Source organism: Pseudomonas sp. Leaf129, assembly GCF_001423465.1.
Lineage (GTDB): Bacteria > Pseudomonadota > Gammaproteobacteria > Pseudomonadales > Pseudomonadaceae > Aquipseudomonas > Aquipseudomonas coleopterorum.
This window is the reverse complement of record NZ_LMOC01000001.1, coordinates 159690-173135: the sequence shown is the minus strand read 5'-3', so window position 1 is coordinate 173135 and position 13446 is coordinate 159690. Positions and strand designations below refer to the sequence as shown.

The window sequence follows — 13446 nt, the reverse complement described above, 5'->3', positions numbered from 1 at the left end:
GCGAGGTATCCCTATGTCAGCAGTTCAGCGATTCCACGAAGCAGCAAACGACGCCCTGATCAAACTCAGCGAGTACTGCCTGCCAGGCGCCAAGCTGGCCCTGATCATTGTCACCCCGGGCGAGCCGGAGCGAGACATCATTCTGGAAGACCAGGGTCTGGATAGAAACGAGGTGGTCAGCGCCCTGCGTCGACGCGGCTTGAGCATCGACGGTGACAACGCCTACAAGCGAGACCTGCTCGACGCAGCTGTTGGCGCCATGGGCGTTGGGCACCAGAACACCAATCCGCCTCCAGAGGGTCATTGGGGTCAGCGCTTCTGGGATATCGGCCGCGCCGAAGGTGCGCTACGCGAAGAGTTGGTCGCAGCCCTGAAACTGACCCGCGAAAACCTACGGGCCTGCCAGGCCACCATCCATCTATGCGGGGGATTCGACCCCGCATACGTCAATGATGCCCAGGCGGCCATGAAGATTGCCGACGCCGTGCTGGCCAAGATATCCGACTAACCCGTTCTTCCGCCAAGCGCGGCACGGAGCACCACATGAATACCAAGTTTCTCCTGATGGCCCAGTACAACGGCATGGCCATCATTCCGCTCGAGCGCGTGTGCACGGACTACTTCAGCCACCTCACACCTGAGAAGATGAAGATGAAGGTGGCGGCCGGGGAAATCGACCTGCCGTTGATCCGCATGGAGAGCAGCCAGAAGGCGGCGCGCGGTGTGCACCTCAACGACCTGGCTGACTACTTGGACGCCCAGCACCTAAAGGCCAAAACCGAGCACGGCAAGTTGATGGGTAAAGGCCTACGACGGGTTTCGTGACTTCCTCTTCTGGGCCTCGATCACGGGGCCCGATATTACCCCCTCCAGCATCGGCCATCCTTCATACGGATCGCCATTCCCCCGCAGGTGCGTGTAGCGCCTCATCGAGTTCCAATCCCGGTGGCCGGATACAGAGGCAACCTTCGGGATATCCCACCCCATTTCGAACAACCGACTGATGCCGTCGTGGCGAAGGTCGTGAAAATGCAGGTCCTTGATTTCCAGAAAGCTGCAGGCCCGCGTGAACGCCGTTGATATCGACTTGGCGTTGTAGGGAAAGACCTCGGCAGCGACTTTCGGCATGGACTGCATGATGCTCCATGCCTCGTCAGGCAAATGGCACCAGACGTCATTGCCGTGCTTCTGACCAGGATTCTTCATGTCAGTGATCAGCACCGACTGACGCTTCTCGTCGATGGCATCCCAGCGGATCCGCGTGATTTCTTCCTGGCGACGGGTGGAGAACAGCGCGAAGGCGATCACCCGGACCATATCGATTTCCTGCTGCCGTGCTTCACGCTTCCTGACGAAAAAGTCGATGAGACGTTCGAGCTCATCAATGGCGGGGCGTCGGTCACGCTCGCCGCTTTTGGACACTGCGCCCATCTTCCGCAGTACCCGCCGCGCATCAGGCATTGCCATGGGGTCGATGTCATACCCCCATGCAGGACGAGCGACAGACAGGACCGATCCAAGGTGTGCCAGGTCGTTACCAACGGTCTGCGGCAGCACGCCATCTTCCTGCATTCGTCGATTCGCATACTCGACCAGAACCTGGCTGGTGAGCGCTGTGTCTTCAATATCGCCCAGCCATGTGTTGCCGATTGCAATCAGGGTTCCACTTTTGGTCTTGCCGAGAGGCCGGATCCTTCCGTATTCGAGCAGGTATTTCTCAATCATCTTCTTGACGGTCACCCCGTGACGCTTCGATTTCTCGATAGCCCCTGGCTGCGCCATCTCGGTCTCGATCTTCTTCATCCAGGCTTGGGCCGTCGCCTTGCGATCGAAGGTCTGGGTTTCCTGATAGACTGTTACGCCCTTTTGCATGATGCGGACCTGCGCGTGATACGCGGTCGAGCCGTCCTTGCGCTTGCGGACTGAGATAGAGCCCATTTTGCTGAAACCTCCAACTGTCTTGCTGAATTTCAGCAAAGGGGTTTGGAGAATAAGCAAAAACAGTAGTAAATGGTAGAGAATGAGAGATAGCAGAATGTCGACCGGAGCCGCAGAAACAAAGCCATCCCCAACAGATGCGGTGGTGAGGAGATTTTCTGTCGCGCCGATGATGGATTGGACCGACCGCCACTGTCGCTACTTCCTGCGCCTGCTCTCGCGTCACACCCTGCTCTACACCGAAATGGTCACCACCGGCGCCCTGCTCAATGGCGACCACGAGCGTTTCCTGCGCTACGACGAGGCCGAGCATCCGATTGCGCTGCAGTTGGGCGGCAGCACGCCTGCCGACTTGGCGGCGTGTGCACGCATGGCGCAGGCGCACGGGTACGACGAGGTCAATCTGAACGTGGGCTGCCCCAGTGATCGTGTGCAGAACAACATGATCGGGGCCTGCCTGATGGCGCATCCGGCGCTGGTGGCCGAGTGCGTCAAGGCCATGCGCGATGCGGTGTCGATTCCGGTCACGGTCAAGCACCGCATCGGGATCAATGGCCGCGACAGTTATGAAGCGTTGTGCGATTTCGTCGGGCAGGTGCGGGAGGCCGGCTGTCGCAGTTTCACCGTGCACGCGCGCATCGCCATCCTCGAAGGGCTGTCGCCCAAGGAAAACCGCGACATTCCGCCGTTGCGCTATGACGTTGCCGAGCGCCTCAAGGCTGATTTTCCCGACCTGGAAGTGATCCTCAATGGCGGCATCAAGACCCTGGAAGACTGCACCGAGCACTTGCAGACGTTCGACGGGGTGATGCTGGGTCGCGAGGCCTACCACAACCCCTATCTGTTGGCGCAGGTCGACCAGCAGTTGTTCGGCAGCGACGCACCGGTGATCAGTCGTTTCGATGCGTTGCGACAGATGCGTCCGTACATCGCTGCGCATATCGCCTCGGGCGGTGCCATGCATCACGTCACGCGGCACATGCTGGGCCTGGGCACCGGTTTTCCCGGCGCGCGCAAATTTCGCCAACTGCTGTCGGTGGACATCCACAAGACCGATGATCCGCTGGCGCTGCTCGATCAGGCCGGGGCGCTGCTCGAAGGTCGCTGATCGCTGGGCGGTGCGCCAGGGCCTGGCGAGGAGCGCATACTCGATCCATTGAACCGTCGCGCGGCAAGACACTCGAATGTTGATCTACCACCGCCCTTTCCCCTGCTGCACCCCGTTGGCCCTTGAGCCAGACGCAGCGCTCGGGTAACGTCATCCATTCGCAAAGGACAGAGCACGCATATGACTTCCAAGCTGGAACAACTCAAGCAAATGACCACCGTCGTCGCCGACACCGGCGACTTCGACGCCATCTCCAAACTCAAGCCGGTCGACGCCACCACCAACCCGTCGCTGCTGCTCAAGGCAGCTTCCCTGGACGGTTACAAGGACTTGCTGCAAAAGACCATCAGCGACAGCAACGGTGACGTCGGCCTGGCCTCGGACACCTTCGCGGTCGCCGTGGGCACCGGCATTCTCAAAGCCATCCCGGGCCGTATTTCCACCGAAGTGGACGCACGCCTGTCCTTTGACGAACAGGCTCTGCTGGCCAAGGCCAGCCAGATCATCGACCTGTACGAAAAGGCCGGCGTGGGCCGCGAGCGCGTCCTGATCAAACTGGCCTCCACCTGGGAAGGCATCCGTGCCGCCGAGAAGCTGGAAAAAGCCGGCATACAGTGCAACCTGACGCTGCTGTTCTCCTTCGCTCAGGCACAGGCCTGTGCCGATGCTGGCGTGTTCCTGATTTCGCCGTTCGTGGGTCGCATCTACGACTGGTACAAGAAGTCCACCGGCCAGGAATACACCGGTGCCGAAGATCCAGGCGTGCAGTCGGTAACGCGCATCTACAACTACTACAAGGCCAACGGCTACGACACCGTGGTCATGGGCGCCAGCTTCCGCAACATCAACCAGATCGAACAACTGGCCGGTTGCGATCGCCTGACCATCAGCCCGGAGCTGCTGCACAAGCTGGCGGAAGATGAAGGCACCCTGGAGCGCAAGCTCAAGCCTGGCAATGCCAGCGAGCCAAAGCAGATCCTGACCGAGGCTCAGTTCCGCTGGGCATCGAACGAAGACGCAATGGCCACCGAAAAACTGGCCGAAGGCATTCGTCAGTTTGCGCGTGACCAAGAGAAGCTGGAAACCCTGCTCACCGCCAAGGTCTCCTGATTCAGTACGGCGACACATGGAAAAGGCGACCGCAAGGTCGCCTTTTTTGTGGCCGGAAGCACTGCCTGGAAGTCTCAGCTGCGCTCGAGGGCGTTGACCAGGTCATGGAAGGCTTCGCGGTTGGACTCGTTCAGGCCCATGAGGATCTTGTGCGCCTCCAGCACCTTGGACCTTACGACATCTTCGGAAAGGTCCTGCGAAGGCAGATCGGTAAGGCAGTCGGGGCACGGAATAGGACGGCCAACGATGTTGAACACCTGATCGAACCCCATGGACTGCAACAGGCGCGTGATGTCCTCGTGGGTCGTCACCACGGTCGGCAGCAATCCCACTTTTTGTCGGGACATGATCGACAGCTTGGCCAGCAAGCCCAAGGTGGTGCTGTCGATGCTGCGGGTTTCGGTCAGGTCGATGACGATGGCGGAGAAATCCAGAGCGGTGAAGATCCGCTCGATCGTCGCATCCAGCGCCGAGCAAAGCGTCAGGCGCACCTCTCCCACGAATTTCAACACGAACGTGCCGCTTTGTTCCGCAAACTGGATTCTACCAGTACTCATGCAAGGTTCCTGCTCAGCACCATCAGGGCGATATCATCCGGCATCTCCCCAAGTGTGGCCAGTCCAAACGTTTGCCGCAAGCCATCCAGGCTGCCGCCCGCTGCGCTGACGATCTCAGGCAATGCAGCTTCTTTTTCCTTCAGCGTCTCACCCGGCAGCAGGTCCAGTATCCCATCGGAAAACAGGGTAAGGCTGAACTGCTCCGGCAACGCCATGACGTGATCGGTGTAGGTGGCTTCATTGAACAGGCCGACCGGTAGACCACGCCCTTCCAGGTAACGCGTCCGTTCAGGGGTGTACAACACGGGAAGCGGCAGATGCCCGCCTATGCTGTAGGTCAGCAACCCGGTGTGCTCGTCAATCACGCCGCCGACCATGGTGACATGCTTGCCCAGGCGGGTGTTGATCAGACCACGATTGATATGGCCCAGCACGTCCGATGGCTTGAACTCGGGCATCGAACCACCGCGCCGTGATTCGAACATGAGGCGCGTGGTCATGAATTTCAACAGCACCGTGACGAATGCCGATGAAGCGCCATGGCCCGAGACATCGGCCAGATAGAACGCCACGCGATGCTCGTCGACCCTGAAGTAATCGACAAAATCCCCCGACAGGTACAACGACGGGATGATCTGGTGCTCGAAACTGAACCCGTCGGTGCTCCAGGGGTTCTGCGGCAGCATGTTCATCTGCACCTGGCGGCCGGCGGTCTGGTCCTCCTGCAACAGGTGCAGGCTGGCCTCCAGTTCACGGTTGGCCGTTTCCAGCTTCTCGCGATAGCGCCGGTTCTCCAGCAACAACCGGGAGCGATCCAGTGCGCGCCGAACCGAATGCTCCAGAACGGCGAGGTCTTCGAGAGGTTTGATCAGGTAGTCCGCAGCGCCCAGACGCAGTGCTTCGACGGCGTCGTTCATCACACCGGCACCGGACAACACAATGACGGGGATATCCGGCGACAGCTCGGTCACCTGGCGAATCAGGTCCAGGCCACCGACCTGCGGCATGCGCAGGTCGCAGATGACCAGATCGGGCTGCTGTTGCTCGAATACCTGAAGGCCCTGCAGGCCATTGTTCGCCTGCAGCACGCTGAAGCTGCTGTCTTCGAGGTAGGCCGCAAGGCTTGCGCGCACCACATCGTCGTCATCGATGATCAGCAGCGTTGCACTGGTTTTCTGCATGTGGGCAAACGGCGCCAGAAATTGGTTGTCGTAAGTAGGTCAGCAAAGTAAAACCTGGCGAAGACAGCAATGGATCGCCTACCTTTACTTCTAGCCTCTCGCAGAGGCGAATACAAGCGCTGGGTGCCCTGCGCATGCGGATGCAGAGGTGCCTTGTAAGGCGCAGACGGTACTCCCATCCGGCAAGCGTTTCAAGGGTGTTGCGACACGAGCCAGAGCGGCTCGCCCGGCAAATCACCCTTGGTTATAAAAACGTCAACAATAGCAACCAGATCGAAGGACAAGCCATGAGCGTCAATGATCGTGACTACAGTGAGAAACGTGATTTCATCCGCATGACCGTGGATGCCCAGGTCGACCTTCGGGTTGGCGACGTTGTAGTTCCCGCCGTATGCAAGGATCTTTCGAGCACCGGTATGCAGCTGGAAGCACGCACCCAGTTGCGGGTTGGGGACCAGGTCAGCGTCCATCTGCCCTCGAACCACCCTACCCTCACCGACCTCAACGTTCAGGCCGAAGTGATACGCGTGGAAGATTCGGGGCACGAAGGCGCGCAGACCATAGGCCTGCATACGCTCAGCATGGAGTGAATGCGAGGCATGAAAAAGGCGACCCTCGGGTCGCCTTTTTCATGCCTGGTTACAATTAAAAATCGTCTTCCACCTGGCCATCTTTGACGCGGAACTCGCGGTTCTGCAGATAGGCATTGCGCAGGAAGATGTACTTGTCGCCGTTGATGAGCTTTTCCGCCGACAGCAGGCTGGCGCGGGTATCGACCACATTTACGCCCAGTGTCGTGTTGCGGGTCGGTACATGGTCGATGTAGCGGTAAGGCGAGGTGTAGGTGTCAGGGTACTTGGCGAACGCATCGCGAACGGTGCTTGGGCCCAGCAGGGGCAGAACCACGTAAGGACCGCTGCTCACACCCCAGTAGCCCAGGGTCTGGCCGAAATCTTCGTCGCTGCGCTGCAGGCCCATCTTGGTGCCCACATCGAAGAAGCCGAACAGGCCGAAGGTGGTGTTGAAGATCAAGCGCGCCGTATCGGTACCGGCCGCCGCAGGCTTGAGCTGCATGACGTTGTTGGCCAGGTTGCCGACATCGCCGATGTTGCTGAACACGTTATGGATGCCGTCTTCCAGAAACTGCGGGGTGATCCACTGGTAGCCCTGAGCCAGAGGCTTGAGTGCATAGGTGTCCAGGGTGTCGTTGACCCGGAAGATCGCACGGTTGACCGGCTCCCATGGATCTTCTTCTGCAGCCTGGGCGACCATGGGGGCCACGGCAAGTCCAAGGAGCAGACAGGCTCCAGCCACTCGGTCTATCACAGCTGAACCGGTCAGACGCATACAGGTTACTCCTTGAGATACGATTCGGTCGCAGGCGACCGTCCAAAAATTTGTGAGCCAGTATAAGGCGTCCAGACCCGATTAGGCAGTGCACTTGCGATCGCAGGTGGATGCCAGGTTCCGAACGTACCCATGCCAGACTTCCGGGCTGCCCTCAAGTTCACTCGCGGACGGGTTCGCAACCCTGCCAACTGCGAATCAGACAGGGTCGATACGGACCTTTGCGCACCGGGTGCGGTCCATGTAAGTGCCTATCACTCAAGGAGAACGTCATGCCAGCCCGCGAATTGCAAGAACAGCTCGATGAACTGCGCGAGCAACTGGACAAGAACCAGACGCTGTCGCTCGAGGAGCGCGAAGACATGCGCGCCTTGATGGAACAGATCAAGGCGCGCATGGAACTTGAAAACGCCACCGCCGACAATTCGGTCGCCGACAACGTGAACCTGGCCGTGGAGCGCTTCGAAGTCGATCACCCAGGCGTAGCCGGCGCGTTGCGCAACATTGTCCAGACCCTTGGCAACATCGGCATCTGAGCGCGATACCCCTACAGCCGCCGTTCCCAGCGGCTGTTGAATCGCCGCGTTACTGGCGCACAAGTCGACCGTTGGCGAAATCCAGTGCTTCGGTGCTGCGGTAAGGGTTGATGTCCAGGCCGCCGCGCCGCACATAGCGGGCGAACACGGTCAGCTTCTGCGGCTGCAGCAGGCGCTGCAGATCAGTGAAGATCCGTTCCACGCACTGCTCGTGAAAATCCGAATGCTGGCGAAAGCTGACCAGGTAGGCCAGCACGCTGGCATGGTCCAGCGCAGCGCCGGTGTAGGTAATACACACACTGCCCCAGTCCGGTTGACTGGTGACCGGGCAGTTGGACCGCAGCAGATGGCTGTGCAGGGACTCCTCGACAATCCTGGCCGGATCGCAACGCAGCAGTTCCGGCTGCGGGTGATCGTAGCTGCTGACCGTGATATCCAGATCATCGATGCACACCCCCGGCAGGCTGACCACGCCTTCGGCCTCCACCTCCCCCAACCGCCGCACCTTGACGCCCACCGGCTTGCCGGCTGCGCCGGACAGGTCCTGCACCAGCACCTTCTCGAGCGCGTCCACCGAGGCGAACGGCGTCTGGTTCAGCGAGTTCAGGTACAGCTTGAACGACTTGGATTCGATGATGTTCGGCGAATCCGCCGGAATGCTGAACTCACCGATGGCCACCACCGGTTTGCCCGAAGGCAGCAGCCAGGAAAGCTCGAAGCAGTTCCATACATCCACACCCGTATAGGGCAGGGTGTCGGCGCTCAGGCCCAGTTCGGCCCATTTCGCGGCGCGAGGAATGGGAAACAGCAAGGAGGGGGTGTAGGTGGAAACGTACTCGCTGGACTTGCCCAGCGGGGAATGTTCGGCTGCGGGGTGCATGACATAAACCTGACTGAATGAACGGCATCAGTCTAGCGAATTTGCCGCCGCCCTGCATGGCAACGGCGGCGCGGTCACAGGACCGCGCCACCGTTGCCATGGCTCATTCGTAACGCAAGGCGTGCGCAGGCTCGATCTGCGAGGCCCGATAGGCGGGATAGAGGGTCGCAAGAAAGCTCAGCACCAGCCCAGCCCCGCAGATCAGCATGACATCGCCTGCCTGCAGCTCCGATGGCAGGTTGCTGATGAAGTACACGTCCGAGGTGAAGATGTGCTGCCCAGTGACGCGCTCCAGCCAGCCGACGATGGTGCTGACGTTGATCGCAGCGATCACGCCCAGCACGCCCCCGATCACCGTACCGGCGACGCCGATCACCGTGCCCTGGACCATGAAGATGCCCATGATCTGCCGCGGCGTGGCGCCAATGGTGCGCAGGATGGCGATATCCGCGCCCTTGTCGTTCACTACCATGATCAAGGTGGCAATGATGTTGAACGCCGCCACCGCAACGATCATCAGCAACAGCAGCCCGATCATGGTCTTCTCCATCTTCATCGCGCTGAACAGGCTGCCCTGGGTGTGGGTCCAGTCGTCGGCCTTGTAGCCCGTGCCCAGGCCCTTGACGATGGCGGCGCTCACTTCAGGGGCCGTGTACAGGTCCTTGAGCTTGAGCCGCACGCTCTGCACCTGACCTGGCTGCCAGCGCTGCATCTCGGCCGCATCCGCCGCGTTGATCAGGCCCATGGAGCCGTCCAGCTCGGCGCCGACCTTGAACACGCCCACCACGTTCAAGCGCTGCATGCGCGGGGTGATGCCACCGGGTGCAGTGCTGACTTCCGGCACGATGAGGGTGATCTTGTCGCCCACGTTCAAGCGAAAGCGCCGGGCGGTGATCTCGCCGATGACGACGCCGAACTCACCGGGCCTGAGGTCGTCCAGACGGCCTTGGACGATGTGATCGGCGACGATCGACACCTCACCTTCGCGAGCCGGATCGACACCGCTGATCTGGATCGGCTGCATCATGCCCTTGTACGACAGCATGCCGTCGAGTTCGGTGAACGGCACGGCCGCCAGGACCTCGGGGTTTTTCATGGCTGCGGCAGCCACCGGCCGCCAGTCGTCCAGCGGTTTCACGCCCTGGATCATGGCATGGGGCACCATGCCCAGAATGCGCGAGCTCATTTCGCGCTGGAAGCCGTTCATCACCGACAGCACCACGATCATCGCGAGCACGCCCAGGGCGAGGCCGATCATCGACGTCATGGAGATGAACGAAATGAAGTTCTTGCGACGCTTGGCGCGGGTGTAGCGCAAGCCGACGAAGATTGACAAGGGTCTGAACATGCAGAGGTAACCCATTAGAAAAAAGAAGCTAGATCGGCACCAGACGGCCATCTTCCAGGCGCAGCACGCGGTCCATCTGACGTGCCAGGCTCAGGTCGTGGGTGACCACCAGAAATGCGGTGCGCAACGACACGCTGAGTTCGAGCATCAGGTCCTGAATGCCTTGTGCCGTATGGTGGTCGAGGTTGCCGGTGGGCTCGTCGAGCATGACCAGGCCAGGCGTGTTCACCAGGGCACGGGCAATCGCCACGCGCTGACGCTCACCCCCCGACAGCTCGGCAGGCTTGTGCTGCAGCCGATGACCCAGGCCGACACGCTCCAGCAACGCGGTAGCACGCTGCCGGGCCTCGGGGATCGCAGTCTTGCCGATCAGCAGCGGCATGCAGACGTTTTCCAGCGCGGTGAATTCGGGCAACAGGTGGTGGAACTGGTAGACGAACCCCAGAGCGCGGTTGCGCAGCAGGCCACGGGCCCGCTCGTTCAACGCCGAGAGCTCTTCCCCGGCCAGCCAGACACTGCCGCGGCTGGGCGTATCGAGCCCGCCGAGCATGTTGAGCAAGGTGCTCTTGCCCGAGCCGGAACTGCCGACGATGGCCACTCGCTCACCGGCGTGCAGCTCCAGTTGCAGGTTGTCCAGCACAACCACGGATTCCGGGCCTTCCTCGTAGGACTTGCCCAGGTTGCGACAACTCAATACTGCTTGTTCACTCATGCCCGACTCACTCATAACGTAACGCCTCCGCCGGCTGGGTACGCGCAGCACGCCAGGCCGGATACAAGGTGGCGAGGAAACTCAGGACCAACGCCGCGCCGCAGACCATGAACACATCGTTGGCCATGAGCTGCGACGGCAGGTAATCGATGAAGTAGACATCGGCGTTGAGAAACTTGTGGCCGATGGCCTTTTCCAGCAAGGCAATGGCGGCGCTCACGTTCAAGGCCGCAAGAATGCCGACAGCGGCGCCGATCAAAGTGCCGACCACGCCGATCACCGTGCCCTGGACCATGAAGATGCGCATGATCTGCCCCGGCGTCGAGCCCAGGGTGCGCAGAATGGCGATGTCGCCCTTCTTGTCGTTGACCACCATCACCAGTGTGGAAATGATGTTGAACGCGGCCACGGCGACGATCAGCAGCAACAGCAGGCCGATCATGGCTTTTTCCATGCCGATGGCCTGATAGAGATTGCCGTGGGTGCGGGTCCAGTCGCGGGCATAGTAGGTCTGGTCGCCCAGCTGCTGGGCGATCTGCCAGGACACACGCGGCGCCTGGAACAGGTCCTCGAACTTCAGACGCAAGCCTTGCACCTCACCGGCTTTCCAGCGGTGCAGCTTGCCCAGGTCTTCGAGGTTGGCCAGGCCCAGGTAGCCGTCCAGTTCGCCGGCGCCGACGTGGAAGATGCCGGTCACGGTGAAGCGCTTCATGCGCGGGAACATGCCGGCCGGAGTGACGGTGACTTCCGGTGCCACGAAGGTCACCTTGTCGCCGACACCGACGCCCAGCTTGGTCGCGGCCTTGTCGCCAATCATCAGGCCGAATTCGCCGGGCCTGAGGTCATCGACCCTGCCCTGCTTCACGAAGGCGTCGATGATCGAGACGTTGTGCTCCTGGGCAGGATCGATGCCATTGAGCAGAATCTTCTGGACCTGCCCGTCATGGGTCAGCAAACCCTGCATCTGGGTGAACGGCGCGACCGCCGCCACCTGCGGATTCTGCCGAACCTGCGCGGCCAGGGCTGGCCAGTCGGCGATGGGCTGGCCGGATTCGACGGTAGCGTGGGGGACCATGCCCAGCACGCGGGTACGCATCTCATGATCGAAGCCGTTCATGACCGACAGCACGACGATCATCACGACCACGCCCAGGGCGAGACCGATCATCGAGGTGAGGGAGATGAACGACACGAAATGATTGCGTCGCTTGGCACGGGTGTAGCGCGCGCCAATGAAAACGAAAAGAGGTCTGAACATGTAGGGGCTTGTTCGGGTGAAAGAGGAGACGTCCTGCTGGCAGGGCGTGACGAGCAGCTTTACACTCGGACCATCGCCTCTACCCCGGGTTCGTCATGACGACATCAGATGAAGAAGATCGCCGCGAATACTATCGCATCGATGACCGCATCGCACTGGAAATCACCATACTCCCGGAGGTCGAGACGGCAGGTGAAGACATGTTGCAGGATGCTTCACCACTGTTCGACCTGCTCGGTGAAATGCACCTGGCCGAGTTCGAAACCCAGCACCTGCTGCGCCAGCTGAGCGAAACCAACCGCGCCGTGGAGGCTGTGCTCAAGGCGCAGAACCGGCGCATCGACCTGCTCGGCCAACTGGTCGCGCAGACCCTGCTGGAGCGTATCGGCGAACCTCGTCCGGTGGTGCTGTCCGAAGGTGGCCTGGCGTTCTTCCAGCAGCAGCCGATGACCGAACGCACGCGCCTGACCCTGCGGATCGCGCTGATGCCACAGGCGCTCGGCCTGTCGCTCAAGGCAAGCGTCACCAGTTGCACTGCCGTGGGTGATGACCAGTTCGAGATCGGTACCCAGTTCATCGACATCAGCGATGCCCAGCGTCAACTGCTGGCCCGCTACATCCTGCACAGACAGCAACTGCAACGCCGCCAGGCGCGCGAGCGGCAAGCCCCGGCAATCGATTGACCCACACATTCATTCAAGGAGCGAACGTGACGCTTATCTACGGCCATCGCGGCGCCAAGGGCGAAGCCCCGGAAAACACCCTCGCCAGTTTCAAGCAATGCCTCGAACACGGGGTGCGTCGATGCGAACTGGACCTGCATCTGTCCCGAGACGGCGAGTTGATGGTCATTCATGACCCGACCCTCAAGCGCACCACCGGGCGCGGCGGCAAGGTCGTCGAGCACGATGCCCAGGCGCTGGTCACCTACGACGCGCGCAAGGGCGGCCCGGGCTGGGTGTCGCCCTGCCTCATTCCACGCCTGGAGGAGCTGTTCCAGGCATGCCCGTTCGAGCACTGGCAGCTGGAGGTCAAGAGCGCGTCGCGCACCCGCGCGGCGACCACCGTGCTGGCCATCCGCGAACTGGCGCAGCGCATGAACCTTCTGGACCGCATCACCATCACCTCAAGCTCCCGTGAAGTGCTGCGCGCGGCCCTGGAATTGACCCCGGACGTGGCGCGCGGGCTGGTGGCCGAATATGCCTGGCTCGATCCGATCAAGGTCGCGCAGAGCTATGGCTGCGAAATGCTCGCGCTGAACTGGACGCTGTGCACCCCCGAGCGCCTGCTCAAGGCGCAGCGCCAGGGTTTGCATGTGTCGGTATGGACGGTCAACGAGCCTGCGCTGATGCGCAGACTCGCCGACTTCGGCGTGGACAGCCTGATCACAGACTTTCCCGGTTTGGCCAGCGCCACCCTCGGGAATCGCTGAAATCGGTCTCCCCGGCCGGCTCAGGCCACCGGCCGGAGC

General features: G+C 61.1%; 16 protein-coding genes. 8 read left to right on the top strand and 8 right to left on the bottom strand.

Annotation, left to right across the window (positions count from 1 at the left end):
* Positions 1-13 precede the first annotated feature (13 nt).
* Together ASF66_RS00800 and ASF66_RS00795 are read left to right on the top strand one after the other, a co-directional pair.
* Entirely contained in the window at positions 14-508 is a 495-nt protein-coding gene (locus ASF66_RS00800) for a hypothetical protein (RefSeq protein ID WP_056842313.1), read from the top strand.
* Positions 509-543: 35 nt separating this feature from the next.
* Positions 544-825, top strand: a complete 282-nt coding sequence (locus tag ASF66_RS00795) for a pyocin activator PrtN family protein (RefSeq protein WP_056842312.1) — start codon at positions 544-546, stop codon at positions 823-825.
* Here ASF66_RS00795 and ASF66_RS00790 read toward each other — a convergent pair.
* Positions 808-1938 carry a site-specific integrase gene (locus tag ASF66_RS00790; RefSeq protein WP_056842311.1) on the bottom strand — a complete coding sequence of 377 codons (1131 nt, stop codon included), beginning with the start codon at positions 1936-1938 and terminating at the stop codon, positions 808-810. The two genes, ASF66_RS00795 and ASF66_RS00790, sit on opposite strands and share 18 nt — an antisense overlap.
* 97 nt (positions 1939-2035) lie before the next feature.
* Here ASF66_RS00790 and dusA point away from each other — a divergent pair, with 97 nt between their 5' ends.
* Positions 2036-3046 (top strand): tRNA dihydrouridine(20/20a) synthase DusA, encoded by a 1011-nt coding sequence (gene dusA / locus ASF66_RS00785; RefSeq protein ID WP_056842310.1) that lies wholly within the window; start codon positions 2036-2038, stop codon positions 3044-3046.
* A 180-nt stretch (positions 3047-3226) separates the two neighbouring features.
* Positions 3227-4156 carry a transaldolase gene (gene tal / locus ASF66_RS00780; RefSeq protein ID WP_049859975.1) on the top strand — a complete coding sequence of 310 codons (930 nt, stop codon included), beginning with the start codon at positions 3227-3229 and terminating at the stop codon, positions 4154-4156.
* Between the two features lie 74 nt (positions 4157-4230).
* On the opposite strand, the gene rssC is transcribed toward tal, so the two are convergent.
* Together rssC and rssB are read right to left on the bottom strand one after the other, a co-directional pair.
* Positions 4231-4713, bottom strand: coding sequence for an anti-sigma factor antagonist RssC (gene rssC, locus ASF66_RS00775; RefSeq protein ID WP_043190372.1), 483 nt, complete (start codon positions 4711-4713; stop codon positions 4231-4233).
* Positions 4710-5894 (bottom strand): two-component system response regulator RssB, encoded by a 1185-nt coding sequence (rssB, locus tag ASF66_RS00770; protein ID WP_049859974.1) that lies wholly within the window; start codon positions 5892-5894, stop codon positions 4710-4712. Before rssB ends, rssC begins: the two co-directional genes overlap by 4 nt.
* Positions 5895-6181: 287 nt before the next feature.
* Between rssB and ASF66_RS21810 the strand changes: the two genes are divergently transcribed.
* A complete protein-coding gene (locus ASF66_RS21810; protein WP_082223604.1) occupies positions 6182-6484 on the top strand; it encodes a PilZ domain-containing protein in 303 nt (100 codons plus the stop codon).
* Positions 6485-6539: 55 nt separating this feature from the next.
* Here ASF66_RS21810 and ASF66_RS00760 read toward each other — a convergent pair whose 3' ends face one another.
* Positions 6540-7241 (bottom strand): MlaA family lipoprotein, encoded by a 702-nt coding sequence (locus tag ASF66_RS00760; RefSeq protein WP_049859972.1) that lies wholly within the window; start codon positions 7239-7241, stop codon positions 6540-6542.
* 272 nt (positions 7242-7513) lie between these two features.
* Between ASF66_RS00760 and ASF66_RS00755 the strand changes: the two genes are divergently transcribed.
* Positions 7514-7777, top strand: a complete 264-nt coding sequence (locus ASF66_RS00755) for a DUF4404 family protein (protein ID WP_049859971.1) — start codon at positions 7514-7516, stop codon at positions 7775-7777.
* Positions 7778-7826: 49 nt separating this feature from the next.
* On the opposite strand, the gene queF is transcribed toward ASF66_RS00755, so the two are convergent.
* The 4 genes from queF to ASF66_RS00735 all read right to left on the bottom strand — a co-directional run bounded on the left by queF (position 7827) and on the right by ASF66_RS00735 (position 11975).
* Positions 7827-8657, bottom strand: a complete 831-nt coding sequence (gene queF, locus ASF66_RS00750) for an NADPH-dependent 7-cyano-7-deazaguanine reductase QueF (protein ID WP_056842308.1) — start codon at positions 8655-8657, stop codon at positions 7827-7829.
* A gap of 103 nt (positions 8658-8760) precedes the next feature.
* Entirely contained in the window at positions 8761-10005 is a 1245-nt protein-coding gene (locus tag ASF66_RS00745; RefSeq protein ID WP_056843386.1) for a lipoprotein-releasing ABC transporter permease subunit, read from the bottom strand.
* A 28-nt stretch (positions 10006-10033) separates the two neighbouring features.
* On the bottom strand, positions 10034-10717 hold the full coding sequence (gene lolD / locus ASF66_RS00740; protein WP_177331277.1) for a lipoprotein-releasing ABC transporter ATP-binding protein LolD: 684 nt from the start codon (positions 10715-10717) through the stop codon (positions 10034-10036).
* Positions 10718-10724: 7 nt separating this feature from the next.
* A complete protein-coding gene (locus ASF66_RS00735) occupies positions 10725-11975 on the bottom strand; it encodes a lipoprotein-releasing ABC transporter permease subunit (protein WP_056842306.1) in 1251 nt (416 codons plus the stop codon).
* 95 nt (positions 11976-12070) lie between these two features.
* Between ASF66_RS00735 and ASF66_RS00730 the strand changes: the two genes are divergently transcribed.
* Together ASF66_RS00730 and ASF66_RS00725 are read left to right on the top strand one after the other, a co-directional pair.
* Complete coding sequence (locus ASF66_RS00730; RefSeq protein WP_056842305.1) at positions 12071-12658, top strand: PilZ domain-containing protein; 588 nt, start codon at positions 12071-12073, stop codon at positions 12656-12658.
* Positions 12659-12684: 26 nt separating this feature from the next.
* Positions 12685-13407 (top strand): glycerophosphodiester phosphodiesterase, encoded by a 723-nt coding sequence (locus tag ASF66_RS00725; RefSeq protein WP_056842304.1) that lies wholly within the window; start codon positions 12685-12687, stop codon positions 13405-13407.
* Positions 13408-13446 lie beyond the last annotated feature (39 nt).

What these genes read in the sequence shown, in the direction of transcription:
- ASF66_RS00800 (WP_056842313.1), top strand. Translation starts at nt 14, where the DNA reads ATGTCAGCAGTTCAGCGATTCCACGAAGCAGCAAACGACGCCCTGATC.
- ASF66_RS00795 (WP_056842312.1), top strand. Translation starts at nt 544, where the DNA reads ATGAATACCAAGTTTCTCCTGATGGCCCAGTACAACGGCATGGCCATC.
- ASF66_RS00790 (WP_056842311.1), bottom strand. Translation starts at nt 1,938, where the DNA reads ATGGGCTCTATCTCAGTCCGCAAGCGCAAGGACGGCTCGACCGCGTAT.
- dusA (WP_056842310.1), top strand. Translation starts at nt 2,036, where the DNA reads ATGTCGACCGGAGCCGCAGAAACAAAGCCATCCCCAACAGATGCGGTG.
- tal (WP_049859975.1), top strand. Translation starts at nt 3,227, where the DNA reads ATGACTTCCAAGCTGGAACAACTCAAGCAAATGACCACCGTCGTCGCC.
- rssC (WP_043190372.1), bottom strand. Translation starts at nt 4,713, where the DNA reads ATGAGTACTGGTAGAATCCAGTTTGCGGAACAAAGCGGCACGTTCGTG.
- rssB (WP_049859974.1), bottom strand. Translation starts at nt 5,894, where the DNA reads ATGCAGAAAACCAGTGCAACGCTGCTGATCATCGATGACGACGATGTG.
- ASF66_RS21810 (WP_082223604.1), top strand. Translation starts at nt 6,182, where the DNA reads ATGAGCGTCAATGATCGTGACTACAGTGAGAAACGTGATTTCATCCGC.
- ASF66_RS00760 (WP_049859972.1), bottom strand. Translation starts at nt 7,241, where the DNA reads ATGCGTCTGACCGGTTCAGCTGTGATAGACCGAGTGGCTGGAGCCTGT.
- ASF66_RS00755 (WP_049859971.1), top strand. Translation starts at nt 7,514, where the DNA reads ATGCCAGCCCGCGAATTGCAAGAACAGCTCGATGAACTGCGCGAGCAA.
- queF (WP_056842308.1), bottom strand. Translation starts at nt 8,657, where the DNA reads ATGCACCCCGCAGCCGAACATTCCCCGCTGGGCAAGTCCAGCGAGTAC.
- ASF66_RS00745 (WP_056843386.1), bottom strand. Translation starts at nt 10,005, where the DNA reads ATGTTCAGACCCTTGTCAATCTTCGTCGGCTTGCGCTACACCCGCGCC.
- lolD (WP_177331277.1), bottom strand. Translation starts at nt 10,717, where the DNA reads ATGAGTGAACAAGCAGTATTGAGTTGTCGCAACCTGGGCAAGTCCTAC.
- ASF66_RS00735 (WP_056842306.1), bottom strand. Translation starts at nt 11,975, where the DNA reads ATGTTCAGACCTCTTTTCGTTTTCATTGGCGCGCGCTACACCCGTGCC.
- ASF66_RS00730 (WP_056842305.1), top strand. Translation starts at nt 12,071, where the DNA reads ATGACGACATCAGATGAAGAAGATCGCCGCGAATACTATCGCATCGAT.